Below are 20721 nucleotides of genomic sequence, written 5' to 3'. Positions count from 1 at the left end.
GCGGGCGACCGGCCCTTTACCTTGGCATGGGCCCGGACGGCATCGCCTGCCGCCCCGGGCGTCCTTCCGGCCAGGGAGCCACGACCCATGTTCATGCACAACAAGCGCCTGCAATACACCGTGCGCGTCGCCGAGCCCAACCCGGCGCTCGCCTCGCTCCTGCTCGAACAGTTCGGCGGCCCCGACGGCGAGCTTGCCGCGGCGATGCGCTACTTCACGCAAGGGCTCGCCGAGGACGACCCGGGCCGCAAGGACATGCTGCTCGACATCGCCACCGAGGAACTGAGCCACCTCGAGGTGATCGGCTCGATCGTGGCGATGCTCAACAAGGGCGTGAAGGGCGCGCTGTCGGAAGCCGCGATGGAGGAAGCCGACCTCTACATGGCGATCAACGCCGGCGGCGACAGCCACACCCAGTCGCTGCTCTATGGCGGCGGTCCGTCGCTGACCAACAGCTCGGGCGTGCCGTGGACCGCGGCCTATATCGACAGCCGCGGCGATCCGACCTGCGACCTGCGTTCGAACATCGCCGCCGAAAGCCGCGCCAAGATCATCTACGAGCGGCTGATCAACATCACCGACGATCCCGGGATCAAGGATGCGCTCGGCTTCCTGATGACGCGCGAGGTGGCGCACCAGAAGAGCTTCGAGAAGGCGCTTTACTCGATCGCCGACAACTTCCCGCCGGGCAAGCTGCCGGGGGTCGAGGCCTATGCCAACCTCTACGTCAACACCTCGCAGGGCGAGGGCGATGCGACGGGGCCGTGGAACAGCGGCGCGCAGTGGCAGAAGCTCGACGACATCGCGGGCAACCTGCCGGTCGACGGCGGCGACGGGCAGGCGAGCGTGGGCCTCGATGCGGCCGAGGCCGAAACCGGCGAAGCGATGAAGGCGCGGCTCGGCTCGAACCTTGCGCAGGACCCGGTGACCGGGGTCGAACTGGGCGCGGGGCCGGGAGCCGGGCGGGTGCAGGACCGCGACCTCGGCGGCGCCAGCGATATCGCGCAGGCGCGGCAGATGGCCGCCGCGATGACCCCGCCTGCCCAGGAGCAGTGACGCCGCTTCTCGCCGGCGCGCTGGCGAGCCTTGCCACGGGCGTCGCGACCGGGTTCGGCGCGGCGCCCGTGCTCGGCATGGCGCGGCCCCACGTCCGGCGGCAGGAAATGCTGCTGGGCTTTGCCGGCGGAGTGATGATCGCCGCAGCGTTCTTCTCGCTGATCGCGCCGGGCATCGCGCTGGCGCGGACGCAGAGCTACGGGCAGGTGGGAGCCGCGCTGGCGGTGGCGGGCGCGGTGGCCGCAGGCGCGGGCCTGCTCGCGCTGCTCGGCCGGCATCTGCCCGCGCCCGAGCACGTATCGGCGCCCGGCGACTGCACGCCCGCCGGGGGGCGCAACAGCCTGCCGCCACCGGTGCGGCTGCTGGTTCTGGCGATCACGCTCCACAACATTCCCGAAGGCGCCGCGGTGGGCATGAGCTTTGCCGACGGCACCGAGGCGGGCCTTGCAACCGCCATCGGCATCGGCACGCAGAACCTGCCCGAGGGCCTTGCGGTGTCGTGCGCGCTGCTCGCGGCCGGGCAGGGGCGGATGCGCGCCTTTGCCGGCGGCGCCGCCTCGGGCCTGGTCGAGCCGGTTGCGGGCCTGGGCGCGGCGTTGCTGGTCACGCAGGTCGCGGCGGTGCTGCCCTGGGGCCTCGGCGCGGCGGCGGGCGCGATGCTGCTGATCGTGGCCGACCACATCCTTCCGCAAGTGGCGGGCGAAGGCCGGCGCGGGCACGGCCTTGCCGCGTTCTTCGCAGGGCTCGTGCTGATGCTGGTGCTCGACACCGCGTTTGCCTGAGGAATGCTGCCAAGATGGAACGAAACGGTGGAAAAGCCGCGCCGCTTTCCATCGCGCCCGGCAACTGCAACGCCCGCGAAAATCGCGCCGCGACCGAGGCTTGCGGCGAAACTGCGCGAAAATGGCGAGAAATTTTCGTTCCCCTCTTGTTCCATGAGAACAAAATGCATACAAAGCCAGTGTTGACGGTTCGTGGGAGCCATCTTTAGGCAAGGGGAAGCAAAGCCATGGCGGCGCAGCTCAAGCTCATTCAGGAAGGCAAAGACAAGGACATGGACCGTCAGAAGGCGCTCGATGCGGCCCTGGCCCAGATCGACCGGGCATTCGGCAAGGGCTCGGCCATGCGGCTCGGCCAGAAGGAGACGATGCAGATCGAGGCGATCTCGACCGGATCGCTGGGTCTCGACATCGCGCTGGGCGTCGGCGGGCTGCCGCGCGGCCGCGTGATCGAAGTCTACGGGCCGGAAAGCTCAGGGAAAACCACGCTCGCGCTGCACGTGATCGCCGAGGCGCAGAAGAACGGCGGCACCGCGGCCTTCGTCGATGCCGAGCACGCGCTCGATCCGGTCTACGCCAAGAAACTGGGCGTCGACATCGACAACCTGATCGTGTCGCAGCCCGACACCGGCGAACAGGCGCTCGAGATCACCGACACGCTGGTGCGCTCGAACGCGATCGACGTGCTGGTGGTCGATTCGGTCGCCGCGCTCGTGCCGCGCGCCGAGATCGAGGGCGAGATGGGCGACAGCCACGTCGGCCTCCAGGCCCGGCTGATGTCGCAGTCGTTGCGCAAGCTGACCGGCTCGATCAGCCGCTCGCGCTGCATGGTCATCTTCATCAACCAGCTGCGCATGAAGATCGGCGTGATGTACGGCAACCCCGAGACGACCACCGGCGGCAACGCGCTCAAGTTCTACGCCTCGGTCCGCCTCGACATCCGCCGCACCGGACAGATCAAGGATCGTGACGAGATCACCGGCAACGCCACGCGCGTCAAGGTGGTCAAGAACAAGGTCGCGCCGCCGTTCCGCCAGGTCGAGTTCGACATCATGTACGGCGAGGGCATCTCGAAGATCGGCGAGATCCTTGACCTCGGGGTCAAGGCCGGGCTCGTCGAGAAGTCGGGATCCTGGTTCAGCTACGACAGCATCCGTATCGGGCAGGGCCGCGAGAACGCGAAGAACTACCTGCGCGAGAACAAGGACGTTTGCGACCGGCTCGAAGCTGCGATCCGCAGCCGCACCGAGCAGGTCTCCGAAGGTCTGATGGCGGGTCCGGACGCGGACGACGACATCTGATCTTCAGGGCAGGGCGCGCGCAGCAGCGCCGCCCACTGCCGAACCAAAGGGCGGCGCGTTCCCCGGGCGGAACGCGCCGCCTTCGGCCGTTCCGGGGCATTTTCCGCGCAGAATGCGGCCGCCTCGCCAGGTTCGAAAAGGCGCGACGGACAATTTTCCGCGCCCTCCCGTACAACCCCGCTTGCCCTGAGCCTGCCGGAGGGCTGCCCCTCCGCCTTGCAATGCAGCGCATGGCCCGCAGAACGAGGACAGTCCTTCGACAGGCTCAGGACAAACGGAGTGGTGCGCGTTCGTTGGATCCGGCACGTCCCGCATGCCCTGAGCCTTTCGAAGGGCTGCCCTTGGCCTTGCGACGGAGCGCACGGCCCGAAGAGCAAGGGCAGTCCTTCGACAAGCTCAGGAGAAACGGAGTGGCGCGCGTTCGTTGAGACCGGCACGTCCGCCTGCCCTCAGCCTGCAGGCGGGCTGCTATCGGCCTTGCCCCATCCGCTCCCTGCCGCGCCTTGCGCCGGGACTTGCGCTCGGCCCGATGCGGAAACAACCGCGCTTGCCGCGCTCGGCCGGGAGGCCTAGATTCGCGACCATGACCAGCGCCGGCGATTGGCAGGGCAATGTCGGAACCAACTGGGCCGCCGAATGGCGGCGCACCGACCGCTCGTTCGCCGCGCTGACCCCGCGCTTGCTCGCTGCGGTCGCCGATGTGCCGGCGCGCCGCGTGCTCGATATCGGCTGCGGCGCGGGCGAGATCGCACTGTCGCTCGCGCGGGCGCGGCCCGATGCCACCGTCGTCGGGCTCGACCTGTCCGCCCCGCTGCTCGCCGTTGCGCGCGAACGCGGGCAGGGCCTTGCCAATCTCCGGTTCGAGGAAGGCGACGCCGCGTGTTGGCGCGACGAGGGGGGGCGCGACGGGGGTGGGCGCGACGAGGGCGGGCGCGACGATGATGGCATTGACGGGGGCGGGCGGCCCGACCTGCTCGTCTCGCGCCACGGGGTGATGTTCTTCGACGATCCCGCCGCCGCCTTCGCCCATCTCGCCGCCATCGCCGCGCCGGGCGCGCGCCTCGTCTTCACCTGCTTCCGCAAGGCCGCCGAAAACGCCTGGGCGGCCGAGATCGCGCGCCTGCTGCCCCCGCCGCCCCCGCCCCCGCCCCCGCCCCCGCCCCCGTCCTCTTTTCCGCCACCTTCCGAAACGGAGCAGGCGCCCCGCGTTCCTCCGGGGCCTTTCGCCTTCGCCGATCCCGACCACGTCCGCCGCGTGCTCGCCGACTGGCGCGAGGTCACGCTAACCCCGGTCGATTTCAGCTATGTCGCCGGCGCGGGCGAGGCGCCGGTCGAGGATGCGCTGGCCTTCTTCCGGCGAATCGGGCCGGCGGCGGCCGCCATCCGCAACCTGCCGCGCACCGCCCGCGCCTCGTTCGAAGCGCGGCTTGACGCGCTCGTCCGCTCGCGGCTCGCCGCAGGCCAGGTGATCTTTCCCGCCGCCGCATGGCTGGTGACCGCCACGGCCGATCACACTTGACGATGAATCGTGCTTGTTCCGCGCCAAGTGCTCGCCTAATTCGCGTGCCATGACATCGACGAACGAAATCCGCCGCTCCTTCCTCGAATACTTCGGCTCGGCCGGGCACGAGGTCGTGCAATCCGCGCCGCTGGTCCCCTACAACGATCCCACGCTGATGTTCGTCAACGCCGGAATGGTGCCGTTCAAGAACGTGTTCACTGGGCTGGAAACGCGCGCCACCTCGCGCGCCACCTCGTCGCAGAAGTGCGTCCGCGCCGGCGGCAAGCACAACGATCTCGACAACGTGGGCTACACCGCGCGCCACCACACCTTCTTCGAGATGCTGGGCAATTTCAGCTTCGGCGATTATTTCAAGGAACAGGCGATCACCCACGCCTGGACCTTGCTGACGCGCGAATGGGGCTTGCCCAAGGACAAGCTGCTCGTCACCGTCTACCACACCGACGACGAAGCCTTCGGCCTGTGGCAGAAGATCGCCGGGCTTTCCGAAGACCGCATCATCCGCATCCCCACCAAGGACAACTTCTGGGCGATGGGCGATGAAGGCCCGTGCGGACCGTGCTCGGAAATCTTCTACGACCACGGCGATCACATCTGGGGCGGCCCTCCGGGATCTGCGGACGAGGACGGCGACCGCTTCATCGAGATCTGGAACCTGGTGTTCATGCAGTTCGAGCAGGCGGCGGGCGAAATCGTCGGCAACCTGCCCAAGCCCAGCATCGACACCGGCATGGGCCTGGAGCGCATCGCCGCGGTGATGCAGGGCGAACACGACAATTACGACATCGACACGTTCCGCGCGCTGATCGCCGCGAGCGAGAGCCTGACCGGCGTGAAGGCCGAAGGCGAGCAGACCGCCAGCCACCGCGTGATCGCCGACCATCTGCGTTCCACCAGCTTCCTGCTGGCTGACGGCGTGCTGCCGAGCAACGAAGGCCGCGGCTATGTCCTGCGCCGCATCATGCGCCGCGCCATGCGCCACGCGCACCTGCTGGGCGCGAAAGACCCGCTGATGCACCGCCTCGTCGGCGCGCTGGTCACCGAAATGGGCCAGGCCTATCCCGAGCTGGGCCGCGCGCAGCCGCTGATCGAGGAAACGCTGCTGCGCGAGGAAGTGCAGTTCCGCCGCACGCTGTCGAACGGCTTGTCTCTGCTAACCCATGAGATCGCGAAGATTCGGGCAAAATTCTCCGTGGGCACCTCATCTGTAGATGTGCCTTTGATGGAGTTAGATCCAAGCAACCTACCGTACGCGGGAAAGCTTGAGTTGCCCGGCGAAATTGCATTCAAGCTCTACGACACGTATGGTTTTCCCTACGACCTGACCGAGGACGCTTTGCGTTCCGAAGGAATCTCAGTCGATCGCGATGGCTTCGACGCCGCGATGGCGCAGCAGAAGGCGGCGGCGCGCGCGGCGTGGAAGGGCAGCGGGCAGGCGGCAGACAGCGAAGTCTGGTTCGACATTGCCGAACGCCACGGTGCGACCGAATTCACCGGCTACACCGCCACCACCGGCGAAGGCGTCGTCGTGGCGCTGGTCAAGGACGGCAAGGAAGTGGCCGAGGCGGGCGTTGGCGAAGAGGTCATCATCCTCACCAACCAGACCCCGTTCTATGGCGAGAGCGGCGGCCAGATGGGCGACACCGGCACGGTCTCCACCAACGAAGGGCTGAAGATCGTCATCGGCGATACGTCCAAGCCGCTGGGCCGCCTTCACGCGCACCAGGGCAAGGTGGAAGCGGGCACCGTCAAGGTCGGCGATGCTGTGCTGCTGGCGGTCGATGTCGAACGGCGCGATGCCACGCGCGCCAACCATTCGGCCACGCACCTGCTGCACGCGGCGCTGCGCCATCGCCTGGGCCACCACGTCACGCAGAAGGGCTCGATGGTTTCGGCCGATCGCCTGCGCTTCGACTTCTCGCAGCCGACCGCGCTGACGGCGGAGGACATCGCCGCGATCGAAGCCGAAGTGAACGCGGAAATCCGCGCGAACGAGGCGGTCACCACCCGCCTGATGAGCCCGGACGAGGCGATCGAGGCGGGCGCGATGGCGCTGTTCGGGGAAAAGTACGGCGACGAAGTCCGCGTGCTCAGCATGGGCCGCCAGACCGACAGGCATTACTCGGTCGAACTGTGCGGCGGCACCCACGTCAGCGCGCTGGGCGACATCGGCGTGTTCCGGATCGTGAGCGAAAGCGCCGTCTCCTCGGGCGTGCGCCGGATCGAGGCGCTGACCGGTGAAGGCGCGCGCCTCTGGCTGGTCGATCGCGAGGACAAGCTGAAGGGCACCGCCAGCCTGCTGCGCACCACGCCCGACGAGGTGGAGGCGCGCGTCGCCGCGCTGCTCGACGAACGCCGCAAGCTCGAGCGCGAGCTCGCCGAAGCGAAGAAGGCGCTGGCGCTGGGCGGCGGCGGTTCGGCGGCTGCGGCTGCTGACGAGGACGTGGGCGGCGTGAAGTTTTCGGGGCAAGTGCTCGAAGGGCTGGACCCCAAGGAACTGCGCGGCCTGCTTGACCAGGCCAAGCAGCGCATGGGCTCGGGCGTGGCGGTGATCGTGGCGGTCAACGACGGCAAGGCGAGCATCGCCGCCGCCGTGACCGAAGACCTTGCCGGCAAGGTGAGCGCGGTCGACCTCGTCCGCGCCGGCGTCGAAGCGCTGGGCGGCAAGGGCGGCGGCGGCCGTCCCGACATGGCGCAGGGTGGCGGCCCCGACGGCAGCAAGGCGGCCGAAGCGATCGCGGCGGCCAAGGGCGTGCTGGCGGGCTAGGGCGCTACTGCCGGCGGCCGCTCGTGCCGCGCGTTTCGGGTTCGCTGCCGCGCGGCAGGTCCTTTTCGCGCATCGTGCGGTCGGTCTGTTGCGGGCGCTTGATCGCGCCCTTGTCGGGCTGGTCGCCCTGGGTGGCGGGGTTGAGGTTGGGCTGGTTGCCTTCGGGCTGGGTCATCGCCGTTCTCCTTTGAAGGGATAACGGGCGCAGGGCGGGGTGGTGCCGGGCGATCAGCCCTGCCGTTCGCGCAGGCGCGACGACTTGAGCCGGGGGAGCGCGTCGAGGTCGCCGTCTTCCATGATCTGGCGGCGCAGTTCGTCGCGCTTTTCGTGGATCGAGGCGATCACCGGGCCCATCGGCACGCCGAGGTCGACGAGCACGGCTTCCGACAGCTGCAGCGAGCTTTCGAGCGTTTCGGGCACCGCGTGGCTCGCCCCGGCGCGGTAGAGTTCGGCGGCGTGCGCGGCGTCGCGGGCGCGCACGATGATCGGCACGTCCGGCCGGCGGGCGCGCAGCTTGCGCACGATGCGCGAGACCAGCACCGGTTCGTCCATCGTCAGGATCAGCGCGCGCGCATGGTCGAGGTCTAATCGGTCGACGACCGTCGCCGCCTCGATATTGCCGAACAACACCGGCATTCCGGCCGCGCGCGCCTCGCGCACCATCGCGGGATCGCTGTCGATGCCGACGTAGGGCGTGTCGTGTGCCTTGAGCATCTCGCCGATCAGGCGGCCGACGCGGCCGAAGCCGATGATCACCGCACGGTCGCCCACCGGTTCCTCCACCTCGACGTCGGCGGCGCGGCCCTCGGCGCGCGCGACCCGGGCGCCGGTGATCTCGCCGAGCCTCGCAAGCAGCGGGGTGATGGTGAGGCCGATGGCGGTGACGATTTGCCAGTATTGCGCCGTCTCGGCATCGATCAGCGCGGCCTGGGCGGCAGTGCCGAGCACGATCAGCGTGGTCTCGCTCGGGCTCGCCATCAGGATGCCGGTGTGGAGCGCGGTCGCGCGCTGCGTGCCCATGAACCGCAGCGCGAGCGTGGTGACCAGCGCCTTGACCAGCACCACCCCGGCGACGCCCGCGAGCAGCGGCCAGAACTGGCGCCAGACCACGGCGAGGTCGATGCCCATGCCGATGGTGATGAGGAACACGCCGAGGGCGAGGCCCTTGAACGGCTTGGTGATCGCCTCGACCTCGCCGTGGTATTCGGTCTCGGCGATCAGCAGCCCGGCGAGCAGCGCGCCCATGATCGGCGAAAGGCCGACCGCGCCGGTGGCGAGCGCGGCGACGATCACGACGAGCAGGCTCGCGGCAAGGAACAGCTCGGGGCTCTTGGTCTTGGCGGCCTGCGCGAACAGGCGCGGCAGCAGCAGCTTGCCCGCGACGAGCAGGACGAGGACGACGAGCCCGCCCTTCCACAGCGTGTCGACGAGGCTCGGGGCCCCGCCCGCCGCCGCCATCGGCCCGATCGCGCCGAGGAGGAAGATGATGGGGACGAGCGCGATGTCCTCGAACAGCAGCATCGACAGCGCGGCGCGCCCGACGGGACCTTGCGTTCCCGAGATCGGCAGCACCAGCGCGGTCGAGGATAGCGCGAGCGCGAGGCCGAGCCCGAGCGCGGCGGCGGTGGTCTCGCCGGTCAGCCGCAGGGCGAGGCCGAGCAGGAGGGCGGCGACCAGCAGCTCGATCGCGCCGAGCCCGAAGACCAGCCGGCGCATCGCCCACAGGCGGTTGAACGACAGTTCGAGCCCGATCTCGAACAGGAGGAGCACGATGCCGAACTCGGCGAAGGGTTCGATCGCGTGCGGATCGGAAATGGTGACGTGGTAGAGCCAGGGATGGCGCGGGACGAGCGCGCCGAGGCCGTAGGGGCCGACCGCGAGCCCGACGAGGATGAAGCCGATGATCGGCGTGATCCGCAGCCTGGCGAAGGCGGGAATGACGATCCCCGCCGCGCCGAGGATGACGAGCGCGTCCGAGAGCGCGGTGGTGGGTGCGATCGATCCGGCCATCGGGCAAGCCTAGCGGGGGGCGGCGGCGGTGGGTACCCCTCGCGGGAGGTGGAAAGCCCCGCGCAACGGTTTGAATTGAAGGCCTCGACCGGGGGAGGGGGTTTACGGGGTTTACACTGTCCTGGAGTCGAAACTGCGGCCCCTTGCGCACGATCGGAAGAACCCTTCGGCGGCGGCCGGACCAGACCGGATTCCCGCGCGTTTTCAACAGGTCAAAGAGCGAAGCGAGCGGGATGATAGCAGGGTGGCGGCCTGTAGGACAGCGCGAGGGATTCGTTGCATATGCAAGATTATAACTGACGCATTCGTCAGAAATTCTTGGGGCGCAGGGACCGGGCTTTGACGGGAGGCGGCATGGCGGGCGAGGGCGTCGATCCGGAGTGGCTGCACGGCTGGCTTGCCGCGCGTTCGCTGGCGCGCGGGCTGCCCGCGCCGGTGGGGGACCGGGGCGGCTGGCGGGTCGATACGGCGAGCGAAGCCGAGGCGGTGCGCTGGGTCTTTCCCCGCATGGGGCCCGAAGTCGCGGTGCTCGTCGAGATGATCCGCGCGCCGCGCCGCTTCGTGAAGGTCTGTGCCCCGCCCGAGCGTTTGCGCGCGGCGCTGCCCGAGGGCTGGACCATGCCGCCCACCGCCCATGTCATGCGCGCCACCGGAGCGTCGCCGGTCCGGCCCGTGCCCGAGGGCTACCGCGTGACGATCGCGACGGCGGAGCGCGCAGGCGGCACGGTGAGCCACGCGCGGATCATGACCGCCGCAGGCGATGTCGCCGCGAGCGGTCATGCCGCGGAGATGGGCGGCGCGTTCGTCTACGACCGGATCGCCACCGACCCCGCGCATCGCCGCAAGGGCCTCGGCCAGGTGCTGATGCAGACCCTCCACACCACCCGCCGCGATCCCGCCGCCGTGGAACTGCTGGTCGCAACCGACGCCGGCCGCGCGCTCTACGCCACGCTGGGGTGGGAGGTGCTGTCGGACAATGTGACGGGGGTGAGGGAGGGGTGAGCTAGTGCATAAGGGCGCTAGGGCGGTGGCCACGCGAATAAATCCTCGCTCTCAGGCGACTATCTCATGTCCGGACCTAAAAAAGCTGACAATTAACCTGATGAACTCAGACCTTTGGCAACGCCATCCCATCTCCGTCATCCAAGTGGGTGGTCTCCTTCCCCAAGCGTCACTGCCGACAAGGGCGCCTGCCATCGATAGGGCGGAAGAATGCCCAATCTGCAAGCAGTGTCGTAACCATGCGGTTGTGAACTGGGTTGCTAGGTTATCCTTCTCCAACCTTTTCAGAAGTGTCTCTGCTACCTGCGTAATCGACGTCGAGACTGTTGCCCGCGTTGCCGGTCATTGCGCCCATTCTCTTCCCATTCGCCCGTTGTCGCAAATCTAAAAGCTTTCTCCTTCGCCGCGGAGACAAAACCGCCAGCACCCTGCCTTTCCAGTATTCTTAGGCGATCGTAGTAGGTCTTGGCATGAGTTCTTGCATCGGAATTCATTTTATGCTTTATTAGCAGACCGATATGCAGATTTAGGAGCGTGACCATTGGATACTGGTCGTTTTCGATACCGCTGGAAGCGTCAAGCTCAAGCAAACTTTGAACTGCTGAGCTAGTCAGCTCGGCTGCGACCTCATCAAAAACGGGCCGCTTGTAAGCGACCTGCAACTTTAGCTCCGCCAACGCATGAACAGCGAACGGATTCTCCGGGTAGGCTTGAATAGATTTTGTGAGTTTATCCAAAGCCTCGGTGTATTCTCCGCACGATCTCAAATAGAGGCCAAATTGCAACCAAAAGTGTCCATCAAGCTGGAACTGTATTTCGAAGTGGGAGTATAATCTGCGGCCAGCGAACTTATTCCCGCGTTTAATACACTGCTGAAACACAAAATCGTTGTTTAGACAAAATCTAAACAGCGCAGCGTCAAGGCGATTCAGTGATTTGACTACCGGGACTGCGAACTTAGTGAAACTTTCAAGGAGGGCTATTTGGCAATCAACAATGTCGTCTATGCTCACGACATTGTCGATGATATGTCTGACATATAGTTCGTGTCGCGCATGGAGCCTTCCGTCGGGAAGCCGAGAGACAATGCCTGAAGCAGCGTCTTCCGCCTCGCCATAGGATCTGACCTCACTGATTTTTTGGAACACCTCCTTGGAAGTACCAACGGGCAAACCGACGCGTGCAAGAGTTGCGATTGCGCAAACGACGACGAACAGTTTGGTGTCGCGATCTGGCAGCTTTGAAAACTCGTTCTTAATAGTTTCATTAAAGCTTTCTGAGGATGTTGCTTCACGGAGGGCAATTAGTAGCTGCTCTTTGGACTTTTTTAGTTTATGTAATTGCTCTTTCCTTGGAAGCTTCGCAAACGCGGGGGCAGGTACATACTTAAGTAGTCTATCCACAAGCGGCGCGTAGTCATCATTTGTGAATCGGGAGAAGTCGTGGGTCGAAGATATCGTGCCGACTCTTCTTGAAAGTCGATCACGCCATTCTCCGGTTCGTGCCGTTGACACAACTGTCACACGCCCAGCCTCAATCGAGGAAAGGTCTTCTGAAAATGAGTCACCGTAAATAAAAAGATCGCCAACATATAGGACTACTTGCCGGTCATGAAGCCGCTTAAGCAACGATAGAACAGCTTTAACAGATCGTACGCTACCTCTAAGTTCGTAAATTGGAACTTGCGGGTTTTCCCGGCCATAGCGTAGCAGCGCTTGGAGAAGGCTTGTGGTTTTGCCACTCCCGGACTGGCCGATTGCTACGAAAAGACGTGCTCGCTGTTCTACAGCACCGCTTAAAGCGGCAAAGAGTTCGTCTGTCGGCTTAAGCCAAACAGGAATGTCTGAAGCTGCTATTACCCAGTTCGGTGGCGATCCTCGTAGGAAGTTGCGCGCATCGCGTTCATGATCGGCGCGGTTATAAGTCGCAGCTCTTGTTGCTAATGCCGTTGCATCGATCGGAAAAAGGGAATGCGCAATGCCAATGTCTTCGCTGTTTAAATTTGAAAGTTGGTCGTCATTAGTAAAGTTATTGGCCTTAGATAGCACGTCTTTAGGCGAGAGGCCGCTCGGAAATTGAAGCTTTAGCCAATCGGTGAAGTCTCCCAATGTCGCCTGGATGTGGGTGATCCCACGAGCTGCGAAGCTGTTGCGTTCGATTTGCGAAAGGACATCGGGTGTGATTAAAAATGCTTTACCTAGGCCTGTATCGCCAGATCCGCGCTTCGCCCTTTCCAGTTCAGCGGACAATATTGGTTCAGCTAGTCGACTTCCAATAAATATTGGTGTGTAGTTTACATAATCGTTCCCAGCTTGAGCATACCAAGCGTGCTTACCTAGTGCCAACGTTCGACTGTACTCAGCTTCACTCATTATAAGGCCAAGGTCGGGCCGATTGGCGTCGCCATGAAGCTTGATTATCTGAAGATACGCGAGGTCGTCTTCATCTACAACCGGGTCGGTCATTCCATTGCGGAACTTGAAACGTTGAGCGCGGCGCCCTTGTACATTATCTAGAGCGTCGTCAATACACCAAGTGTATATGCGTTTCCAAGTATAACTGAATAGGCTAACCAATTCGGAGGATGGTTCTACCTTAGTGTATTCGCGCTTATATATTGCATGGAGCTGAGGTTCACTTAGTATTCGTCCTGTTACAGCAGACAGGACTAAAGGAAGTACCTCACCTTCATAAGGGAGGCCAGCCCGCTCCGCGATAATGCGAGACAAATTTTCTGCTTGGGCAACTGGCTTGTTCTGCGCATTTTTGGAGGTGAAGGAGGCACCTGCGCCTAGGACAACGATAGCTTCTCCTAGTGCAATGGAGTTGTTCAAAAAGCGTGCGTCTTGGTCGCTAATGGCAAACAATTGGGGCTCCCTTCGTGCCGTCTTTGCCTGCTAGCTTCAAGGAAGAAGTTCAGCGCGTCAAGGGCCCCGATCAAGTTTCGTAATTTACGAGTATCGTTGCAGGAAAGGATCTAACCGCGTAGCATCGGCGTATGATCATTCTCAAATCACAGTCTGTGCATGCCGAGATTTGTGGTTGTGACATCGTGACGTACTAACCTGCGCCTCATCTCGTTGCTTTGGGGTCGGAGAGGGGACGCACTTATACCCACAGTTTGCTGTGGCGGTGGTAGGCGGTGGCGGTTCCCGACGTAGTTCGCCTCTTGGGGGCAATCCAAGGGTGGCAAGTGTCTCTCCCGAAAGTCGTTGCTAAATCGCACGGTCTTGCCGCGACAGGAAAAAAAGCCCCGGATCGCTCCGGGGCTTTTTCGTCTCAGCGCTGCGTTTCCGCTCAGGCCCAGTTGGCCATTTCGGCTTCGAGGTTCTGGACGATCGCTTCGAAGAACTGCTCGGTGGTCATCCAGGCCTGGTCGGGGCCGATGAGCAGGGCCAAGTCCTTGGTCATCTTGCCGCTCTCGACCGTCTCGATGCAGATGCGCTCGAGCGTTTCGGCGAACCTGACCACTTCGGGGGTCTCGTCGAAACGCCCACGGTAGATCAGGCCGCGGGTCCAGGCGAAGATCGAGGCGATCGGGTTGGTCGAGGTCTGCTTGCCCTGCTGGTGCTGGCGGTAGTGGCGCGTCACGGTGCCGTGCGCGGCCTCGGCCTCGACGGTCTTGCCATCGGGCGTCATCAGCACCGAGGTCATCAGGCCCAAGGAGCCGAAGCCTTGCGCCACGGTGTCGGACTGGACGTCGCCGTCGTAGTTCTTGCAGGCCCAGACGAACTTGCCCGACCACTTGAGCGCCGAGGCGACCATGTCGTCGATCAGGCGGTGTTCGTAGACGATGCCGGCGGCCTTGAACTTCTCGGCGAAGCCTTCGTTGTCGAACACTTCCTGGAACAGGTCCTTGAAGCGGCCGTCATAGGCCTTGAGGATGGTGTTCTTGGTCGAAAGGTACACCGGCCAGCCGAGGCCGAGGCCGTAGTTGAACGAGGCGCGGGCGAAGTCGCGGATCGAATCGTCGAGGTTGTACATCGCCATGGCGACGCCGGCGCTGGGGAAGTCGAACACGTCGAGGTCGATCTTCTCGCCGTTCTCGCCGTCCCAGACGAGGCGCAGCTTGCCGGGGCCCGGGATCAGCGTGTCGGTCGCGCGGTACTGGTCGCCGAAGGCGTGGCGGCCGACGACGATCGGGTCGGTCCAGCCGGGCACGAGGCGCGGCACGTTCTGGATCACGATCGGTTCGCGGAAGACGACGCCGCCGAGGATGTTGCGGATCGTGCCGTTGGGCGACTTCCACATCTTCTTGAGCTTGAACTCCTCGACGCGGGCTTCGTCCGGGGTGATCGTCGCGCACTTCACGCCGACGCCGTACTGCTTGATCGCGTTGGCGGAATCGATGGTGATCTGGTCGCCGGTCTCGTCGCGCTTCTCGACCGAGAGGTCGTAGTACTTCAGGTCGATGTCGAGGTAGGGGAGGATCAGGCGCTCGCGAATCCACTGCCAGATGATCCGGGTCATTTCGTCGCCGTCGAGTTCGACGACCGGGTTCTTCACCTTGATCTTCGCCATGTCCGTCCTGTCTGTGCTGTGGGTTCCGGGGAGGTTTCGCCTTCCCTTAGCAGAGGTTGCGGGGCGTGCAAGACGGGCGGAACCGCGCGGCTGGGCCCTTTCGGCGCCGGCTCGGCGGCCTGTTCGCACTGGACAGGGCGCGCGATCCGGGCCAAGGATTTAAGCAAGCGGTTAAATGCCGCGAGCGACCAACCAGAGGGAACCTGAAGGATGAGCGAAGAAGTCCTGACCGAAGTCGACGGCAATGTCCTTGTCGTCACCATCAACCGCCCCGAGGCCAAGAACGCGATGACCAAGGCCGCGGCCGAGGGCATCGCCGCGGCGATGGACCGCCTCGATGCCGAGACCGACCTGCGCTGCGCGATCCTGACGGGCGCCGGCGGCACGTTCTGTTCGGGCATGGACCTCAAGGGCTTCCTGCGCGGCGAATCGCCGTCGATCCCGGGGCGCGGCTTCGGCGGCCTGTCGGAATGGAGCCCGAAGAAGCCGGTGATCGCCGCGATCGACGGCTATGCGCTGGCGGGCGGCATGGAGCTGGCGCTCGCCTGCGACCTGATCGTCGCCAATGCGAACGCCAAGTTCGGCATCCCCGAAGCCAAGCGCGGGCTTGCCGCCGCCGCGGGCGGGCTGATCAAGCTGCCGCGCCAGATCCCGCCGCGGATCGCGATGGAGCTTGCGCTGACCGGCGACTTCATCGACGCCAGCCGCGCCTATGACCTGGGCTTCATCAACCAGATCAGCGAAGGCCCGGCGCTCGATGCGGCCAAGGCGCTCGCCGCGCGCGTCGCCGAGAACGGGCCGCTGGCGCTGATCGCGTCGAAGGGCATCATCCGCGATTCGCACGAGTGGACCGAGGCGGAGATGTGGAAGAAGCAGCAGGAATACATCGCGCCGGTGTTCTCCTCGAGCGACGCGCGCGAAGGCGCCGCGGCCTTTGCCGAGAAGCGCAAGCCGAACTGGCAGGGCAAGTAAGCGCCGCCGTCCTGCAACGAAGGCGAGGGGCTCCGCTGCGGCGGGGCCCTTTTCGTTTGCGGGTCGCGGGGGGCGGGGCCGAGGTGGTGCGGGGCGGCAACGAAAAGCCCCGCCGGAGCGGGGCTTTGCGCGCGCAGTCTTTCGGGATGACCGGCCAAGTCATCGGCATTCGATCAGCTCGATCCCCGCATCTTGCACGAAGGAGCGGAACCGTGCGGGGATGTTGCTGTCGGTGATGAGGATGTCCACTTCCGACAGCCCGCACACGATGTTGCCCGATTCGGTGCTGAACTTGCTGCTGTCGACCAGAAGGATGACCTTCTCGGCGCGATCGATCAGCCGGCGCTCGGCCGCGACCAGCACCGGGTCGGCCTGCATGACGCCCTGGTGTCCGACCCCGGCCGCGCCCATGAACAGGCGCGGGGCATGGAAGCGGGGCATCGATTCCTCGCCGGCCGGCGCCAGGATGATGTTCTGCTCGCGGAACACGGCGCCCGAGGGGACGAGAATGCGCGTGCTCGACTGACCCAGCAGGGCGTTCACGATGTGCAGCGAATTGGTCAGGACCTGGAGGCCCAGCCCGTCGAGGTGCGGGCACATCTGCAAGGTGGTCGAGCCGCCATCGATCATTACCGCTTCGCCCGGGCGGCACAAGGCGGCGGCGGCCTTGCCGATGGCCTGCTTGGACGCGAGGTTCCTGGTGATGTTCTGGTCGAAGGGCGTGCCGAGGAGGTTGCGCGCGTTCGCTTCGTCCTCGCGCTGCTTGGCGCCCCCGTGGACGCGGACCAGCTTGCCCTCTTCCTCCAGCCGCGTGAGATCGCGCCGGATCGTGGCGGGGGAGGCATCGAGCAGCGCCTCGAGATCCCGGTAGCTGATGAAGCCGGTGGGGCGCAGGGCGTCGATGATCATTCGTTCGCGTTCGGCTGCGTGCATCTCGTCCTTCGGCCCCTGAAAACCCTCGCTCTCGAGCCTATGCCGTAACGGTTGAGCGAATTCTATCGTTTCTGACGCGCCGCGCCCGCGCCCTTCCACTGCGGCGTGCCCCTACGGCGTTCCCGCCGCTGCGGCGTCGATCATGTTGCCGAGGCCGATCACCACGGTCGCGCCGACGAGGAGGCCGATGCCGGTCCAGACGAGCCGGCGGGTGCGGGCGCTTGCGCCCTTCCATTCCTTGAGCGCGAAGCCCCACAGCGTCGAAAACAGGATGATCGAGGCCATGTGCAGCGTCCAGGACGAGAAGCCGAAGCGCCCCATCTGGCTTTCGCCCATCGTGTAGAAGAAGAACTGCCCGTACCACAGCGTGCCGCCCAGCGCGGCCAGCAGCCAGTTGGCGAGCAGCGGCGCCCGCCCGCCGTTCTGGGGATCGGAGACGGCGCCGAAGAACTGGCCGAAGCTGCGGTTCCTGCCGATCAGCCAGGCGCACCACAGCAGGTTGGTGGTGAGGCCACCGGCAAGGACGACGCACAGCACCGGCAGGCCCTGGCTCAGCGGATCGGTGCCGGCGGCAAGAGTGAGGTCACGGATCGGCTGGCCGGCATCGAGCCCCCAGGCAAAGCAGCCCGACATGCAGCCCGAGAAGACCGCGATCAGCAGGCCCTTGCGCAGATCGAATTCGGCGACGCCTTCGGAGGCCCGGCCGCCGAGGTCCTGCTCCTTGGCATTGCCGGCGCGCGCGACCACGACGATGCCGACGAGGGTGACGAGAATGCCGAGCAGGGTGAGTTGCCCGCTGGACTTGGCCGCGATCTCGCCGATGGTGCCATGAAAGATCGGAGGCCCCATCGTGCCGATCACGGTGGTGAGGCCGAGTGCGACGGCCATGCCCAGCGAGAGGCCGAGATAGCGCATGGTCAGCCCGAAGGTGAGGCCGCCAAAGCCCCACATCGCGCCCCAGAACCAGCACCAGGCGAGCGTTTCGTGCGGGGTTGCAGCGAGCACCCCGAGCAGGTCCTCGGTGCGCAGCGCGGCGAAGGCCCAGGGTGCGATGGCCCACGAGAACAGGCCGCCGGCGAGCCAGAACACTTCCCACGACCAGCGCTGGATGCGCTTGTAAGGCACGTAGAAGCTGGCCGAGGAAAACCCTCCGATCCAGTGGAAAAGCACGCCCAGCAACGGGTTCCCGCCCATCGATCCAATCCCTTCCTTGTCGTTCTTATCGTTGTGCGAGGATCGACCGGTCGATCTCGGCAATGGAGGCGACGCCGGTCAGCGTCATCGCGACGCGCATTTCCGCTTCGATCAGGCGGAGCATGTGTTCGACCCCGGCCTGCCCGCGCGCGGCAAGGGCGAAGGCCCAGGCCCGGCCCAGCAGGACGCCCTTGGCCCCGAGCGCCAGCATGCGCAGGACATCGAGACCCGAGCGCACGCCGCCATCGGCCAGCACGGTCAGCCGGTCGCCGACCGCCTCGGCAATGGGCGGCAGCGCCCGTGCGGTGGACAGCACGCCATCGAGCTGCCGGCCGCCGTGGTTCGAAACGACGATCCCGTCGGCGCCGAGGGCGGCGGCTTCGCGCGCGTCCTCGGGATCGAGCAGGCCCTTGATCACCAACGGCCCGGTCCATTCCGAGCGGATGAAATCGAGGTCCTTCCACGCGATCGAATTGTCGAAGTTCTGACGCATCCAGGCGAAGAAGTCTTCGATCCCGGTCTTGCCCTGCAGCTTGTGCGCGACGTTCCCGAGCGCGTGCGGCCGCCCCATCACGCCGACATCCCATGCCCAGTCGGGCTTCAGGGCGCCCTGCATCGCGCGGCGCATGGCACCGCGCAGACCCGGCGCACCGGCGAGGCCCGAGTGGTAATCGCGGTAGCGGCTGCCCGGCACTGGCATGTCGACGGTGAAGACCAGCGTCGAGCACTTGCGCTCGACCGCTTCCTGCAACAGCTCGCGGATGAAGCCGCGGTCACGGATCATGTAGAGCTGGAACCAGAACGGCCGGCTGGCGGCGCGCGCGACTTCGGCCATCGAGCAGGCCGAGACGGTCGAGAGGGTAAAGGGAATGCCCGCGGTTTCGGCGGCGCGCACCGCCTGGCATTCGCCGCGACGCGCGTTCATCCCGGCAAGCCCGATCGGCGCCAGCGCCACGGGCAAGGCCAGTTTCTGGCCGAACAGCTCGGTCGAAAGGTCGAGGCGCGACATATCGCGCAGCACCCGCTGGCGCAGCGCGACGTTTTCGAGATCGGCGATGTTCCGGCGCAGCGTGACTTCCGCATAGGAGCCGCCGTCGATGTATTCGAACAGGAAGCGTGGCAGCCGCTTGCGGGCAAGCTCGCGGTAGTCGGGGATCGAGGCGGCGATCATGCGGCGTTGCTCACGTTTGTCGCTTCCACTTCGGCCAGCCAGCGACGGCGATAGGTATCGAGATCGGCATCGAGCGGTTGCACCCGCACGAGGTCGCCCTGCGGTTTGAGGCCCGGATCGATCAGCCGCAGGGCACCGAACGAGACATCGTTGTGCGCGTTGGCGGTGAAGACCTGGCAATCGGGGCGCAACGCGGCGAGCGCGCGCACGAAGACTTCGGCTTCGGCAAAGCGCCCCTCGACCAGCAGGCGTTCCGATGCGCCGATGAGGTCCAGCGAGGTGTCGGCAACCAGCGCGGCGTAGAGGCAGGCGAGCGCCCGGCGTTCGTACCAGTCGTCCGGCCGGTTGATCCAGGTGAAGGTCGCCTTGGGGTAAGGGCCGCACCCGCCGCACAGCGTGGGCAGGATCATGCGGTTGTGCCTCAGCACCTGGGGCACCGCGGCGAGGAGCGCCGGCTGATCGGGCTTGATGTCGACCCGGCGGGTGTCGATCTCGATCAGCGCTTCGATCTCGCGCCCGCCCATGAGGCGCGCCGAGGGGACCGGACTTCCATGGGCATCGACGTTGACGAGGCAATCGCGCGCCTCGGGCAGCAGCGCCGCGTGGGCGGCCGGTTCCGGCGCCGTTCGTGGTGTTCGCATCGCGATGAACCAGGTGCCGGTCGAAAGGACGGTCGCTTCGTTGTCGGCAATCTCGGCAAAGCCGCGCGCGGCCAGCAGCGCGGCGTTCGAATCGTGCAGGCCGGCCAGCACCCTGACGTCCGGGGAAAGACCCGTGGCGGTCGCGATGTCCGCCGTCAGCGTGCCGACGACGTCGCTTGCGCGCACCACCGGCTTGAGCTTCTCGGCCCAGCCCATGCGCTTGGCGAGCGGCGAGAAGTCGTTGGCCAGCGGATTCCACAGGTCGGAATGGCAGCCCAGGCTCGTCACCTCGCTCACCGCGCGGCCGGTCAGGAAGAAGGCCCAGTATTGCGCCCAGGGGACGAGCGTGGCGCGGGCCATGACCTGCGGATAGATCCGCTCCATCCAGAACAGCTGCGCGCCGAGATTCAAGCCGCCGGAAAGGGCCGGAGAGCCTGTGACCGAAAACGGGTCGCGGGCCGCGCGGTATTCGTCGAGCAGGTCGCCCGGCAGCTCTTCCTCGTAATCGAGCGGCGCGAAGGCGAGCCGGCCCTGGTCGAGCGCGCAGATCGCAGCGCCGTGGCCGACCGGGACGATCGTGCGGACCGGATGCGCGGCGTATCGCGCCAGCGTCTCGAGCAGCCACTGCGCCGTGCCGCCTGCATCGAGCCGGCGCACGCCGTCGACCTCGATCGGCGCGTTAGGCCGCACCTGGCGATCGAGCATCTGCCCGTCCAGATCCCAGAGGCTGACCTTGCTGAGCGTCTTGCCCAGATCGATGACGATGGTGGTGCCGTTCGGCACGCCGCTCTCCCTGTTCGCGTTAAAACGATCAATAACGATCATTGTTGATCATTTCCAGTAGAAATGTTA

At 65.6% G+C, this 20721-nt stretch carries 15 protein-coding genes; 7 read left to right on the top strand and 8 right to left on the bottom strand.

Annotated features, from left to right (window positions below):
• Positions 1-87 precede the first annotated feature (87 nt).
• From K3A85_RS11925 to alaS, 5 genes are all read left to right on the top strand, one after another.
• Positions 88-1056, top strand: coding sequence for a manganese catalase family protein (locus tag K3A85_RS11925; RefSeq protein WP_225206720.1), 969 nt, complete (start codon positions 88-90; stop codon positions 1054-1056).
• Positions 1053-1838: a ZIP family metal transporter gene (locus K3A85_RS11920; RefSeq protein WP_225206719.1), complete on the top strand. Its 786-nt coding sequence runs from the start codon at positions 1053-1055 to the stop codon at positions 1836-1838. The genes K3A85_RS11925 and K3A85_RS11920 overlap by 4 nt, the downstream gene beginning before the upstream one ends.
• A gap of 227 nt (positions 1839-2065) precedes the next feature.
• Positions 2066-3136 carry a recombinase RecA gene (gene recA, locus K3A85_RS11915; protein ID WP_225206718.1) on the top strand — a complete coding sequence of 357 codons (1071 nt, stop codon included), beginning with the start codon at positions 2066-2068 and terminating at the stop codon, positions 3134-3136.
• Positions 3137-3719: 583 nt separating this feature from the next.
• Complete coding sequence (locus tag K3A85_RS11910) at positions 3720-4655, top strand: class I SAM-dependent methyltransferase (RefSeq protein ID WP_225206717.1); 936 nt, start codon at positions 3720-3722, stop codon at positions 4653-4655.
• Positions 4656-4704: 49 nt separating this feature from the next.
• Positions 4705-7425: an alanine--tRNA ligase gene (gene alaS / locus K3A85_RS11905; RefSeq protein ID WP_225206716.1), complete on the top strand. Its 2721-nt coding sequence runs from the start codon at positions 4705-4707 to the stop codon at positions 7423-7425.
• A gap of 4 nt (positions 7426-7429) precedes the next feature.
• On the opposite strand, the gene K3A85_RS11900 is transcribed toward alaS, so the two are convergent.
• Both K3A85_RS11900 and K3A85_RS11895 read right to left on the bottom strand, forming a co-directional pair.
• Positions 7430-7600, bottom strand: a complete 171-nt coding sequence (locus tag K3A85_RS11900) for a hypothetical protein (RefSeq protein ID WP_225206715.1) — start codon at positions 7598-7600, stop codon at positions 7430-7432.
• A gap of 53 nt (positions 7601-7653) precedes the next feature.
• Positions 7654-9435 (bottom strand): cation:proton antiporter domain-containing protein, encoded by a 1782-nt coding sequence (locus tag K3A85_RS11895; protein WP_225206714.1) that lies wholly within the window; start codon positions 9433-9435, stop codon positions 7654-7656.
• A gap of 354 nt (positions 9436-9789) precedes the next feature.
• Between K3A85_RS11895 and K3A85_RS11890 the strand changes: the two genes are divergently transcribed.
• Complete coding sequence (locus K3A85_RS11890) at positions 9790-10437, top strand: GNAT family N-acetyltransferase (RefSeq protein WP_225206713.1); 648 nt, start codon at positions 9790-9792, stop codon at positions 10435-10437.
• 299 nt (positions 10438-10736) lie between these two features.
• Here K3A85_RS11890 and K3A85_RS11885 read toward each other — a convergent pair whose 3' ends face one another.
• Positions 10737-13304 carry a P-loop NTPase gene (locus K3A85_RS11885; RefSeq protein ID WP_225206712.1) on the bottom strand — a complete coding sequence of 856 codons (2568 nt, stop codon included), beginning with the start codon at positions 13302-13304 and terminating at the stop codon, positions 10737-10739.
• A 430-nt stretch (positions 13305-13734) separates the two neighbouring features.
• Complete coding sequence (locus K3A85_RS11880) at positions 13735-14958, bottom strand: NADP-dependent isocitrate dehydrogenase (RefSeq protein ID WP_225206711.1); 1224 nt, start codon at positions 14956-14958, stop codon at positions 13735-13737.
• Between the two features lie 210 nt (positions 14959-15168).
• Here K3A85_RS11880 and K3A85_RS11875 point away from each other — a divergent pair, with 210 nt between their 5' ends.
• Complete coding sequence (locus K3A85_RS11875; protein ID WP_225206710.1) at positions 15169-15930, top strand: crotonase/enoyl-CoA hydratase family protein; 762 nt, start codon at positions 15169-15171, stop codon at positions 15928-15930.
• Between the two features lie 159 nt (positions 15931-16089).
• Here K3A85_RS11875 and K3A85_RS11870 read toward each other — a convergent pair whose 3' ends face one another.
• The 4 genes from K3A85_RS11870 to K3A85_RS11855 form a co-directional block, all read right to left on the bottom strand.
• A complete protein-coding gene (locus K3A85_RS11870) occupies positions 16090-16839 on the bottom strand; it encodes a DeoR/GlpR family DNA-binding transcription regulator (protein WP_318248085.1) in 750 nt (249 codons plus the stop codon).
• 135 nt (positions 16840-16974) lie between these two features.
• Positions 16975-18057: an L-rhamnose/proton symporter RhaT gene (gene rhaT / locus K3A85_RS11865; RefSeq protein WP_225206708.1), complete on the bottom strand. Its 1083-nt coding sequence runs from the start codon at positions 18055-18057 to the stop codon at positions 16975-16977.
• A gap of 25 nt (positions 18058-18082) precedes the next feature.
• A complete protein-coding gene (gene lldD / locus K3A85_RS11860) occupies positions 18083-19228 on the bottom strand; it encodes an FMN-dependent L-lactate dehydrogenase LldD (RefSeq protein WP_225206707.1) in 1146 nt (381 codons plus the stop codon).
• Positions 19225-20652 (bottom strand): FGGY-family carbohydrate kinase, encoded by a 1428-nt coding sequence (locus K3A85_RS11855; RefSeq protein ID WP_225206706.1) that lies wholly within the window; start codon positions 20650-20652, stop codon positions 19225-19227. The genes lldD and K3A85_RS11855 overlap by 4 nt, the downstream gene beginning before the upstream one ends.
• Positions 20653-20721: the final 69 nt, after the last annotated feature.

This window comes from Novosphingobium huizhouense, assembly GCF_020179475.1.
In the GTDB taxonomy this organism is placed as follows: Bacteria; Pseudomonadota; Alphaproteobacteria; order Sphingomonadales; family Sphingomonadaceae; genus Novosphingobium; species Novosphingobium huizhouense.
Note: the sequence above shows the minus strand (reverse complement) of the source record. Positions and strands in the feature narration are given on the sequence as shown.

Coding starts and splice junctions, on each gene's coding strand:
- alaS (WP_225206716.1), top strand. CDS start 4,705: ATGACATCGACGAACGAAATCCGCCGCTCCTTCCTCGAATACTTCGGC.
- K3A85_RS11895 (WP_225206714.1), bottom strand. CDS start 9,435: ATGGCCGGATCGATCGCACCCACCACCGCGCTCTCGGACGCGCTCGTC.
- lldD (WP_225206707.1), bottom strand. CDS start 19,228: ATGATCGCCGCCTCGATCCCCGACTACCGCGAGCTTGCCCGCAAGCGG.
- K3A85_RS11890 (WP_225206713.1), top strand. CDS start 9,790: ATGGCGGGCGAGGGCGTCGATCCGGAGTGGCTGCACGGCTGGCTTGCC.
- recA (WP_225206718.1), top strand. CDS start 2,066: ATGGCGGCGCAGCTCAAGCTCATTCAGGAAGGCAAAGACAAGGACATG.
- K3A85_RS11900 (WP_225206715.1), bottom strand. CDS start 7,600: ATGACCCAGCCCGAAGGCAACCAGCCCAACCTCAACCCCGCCACCCAG.
- rhaT (WP_225206708.1), bottom strand. CDS start 18,057: ATGGGCGGGAACCCGTTGCTGGGCGTGCTTTTCCACTGGATCGGAGGG.
- K3A85_RS11875 (WP_225206710.1), top strand. CDS start 15,169: ATGAGCGAAGAAGTCCTGACCGAAGTCGACGGCAATGTCCTTGTCGTC.
- K3A85_RS11880 (WP_225206711.1), bottom strand. CDS start 14,958: ATGGCGAAGATCAAGGTGAAGAACCCGGTCGTCGAACTCGACGGCGAC.
- K3A85_RS11925 (WP_225206720.1), top strand. CDS start 88: ATGTTCATGCACAACAAGCGCCTGCAATACACCGTGCGCGTCGCCGAG.
- K3A85_RS11910 (WP_225206717.1), top strand. CDS start 3,720: ATGACCAGCGCCGGCGATTGGCAGGGCAATGTCGGAACCAACTGGGCC.
- K3A85_RS11870 (WP_318248085.1), bottom strand. CDS start 16,839: ATGATCATCGACGCCCTGCGCCCCACCGGCTTCATCAGCTACCGGGAT.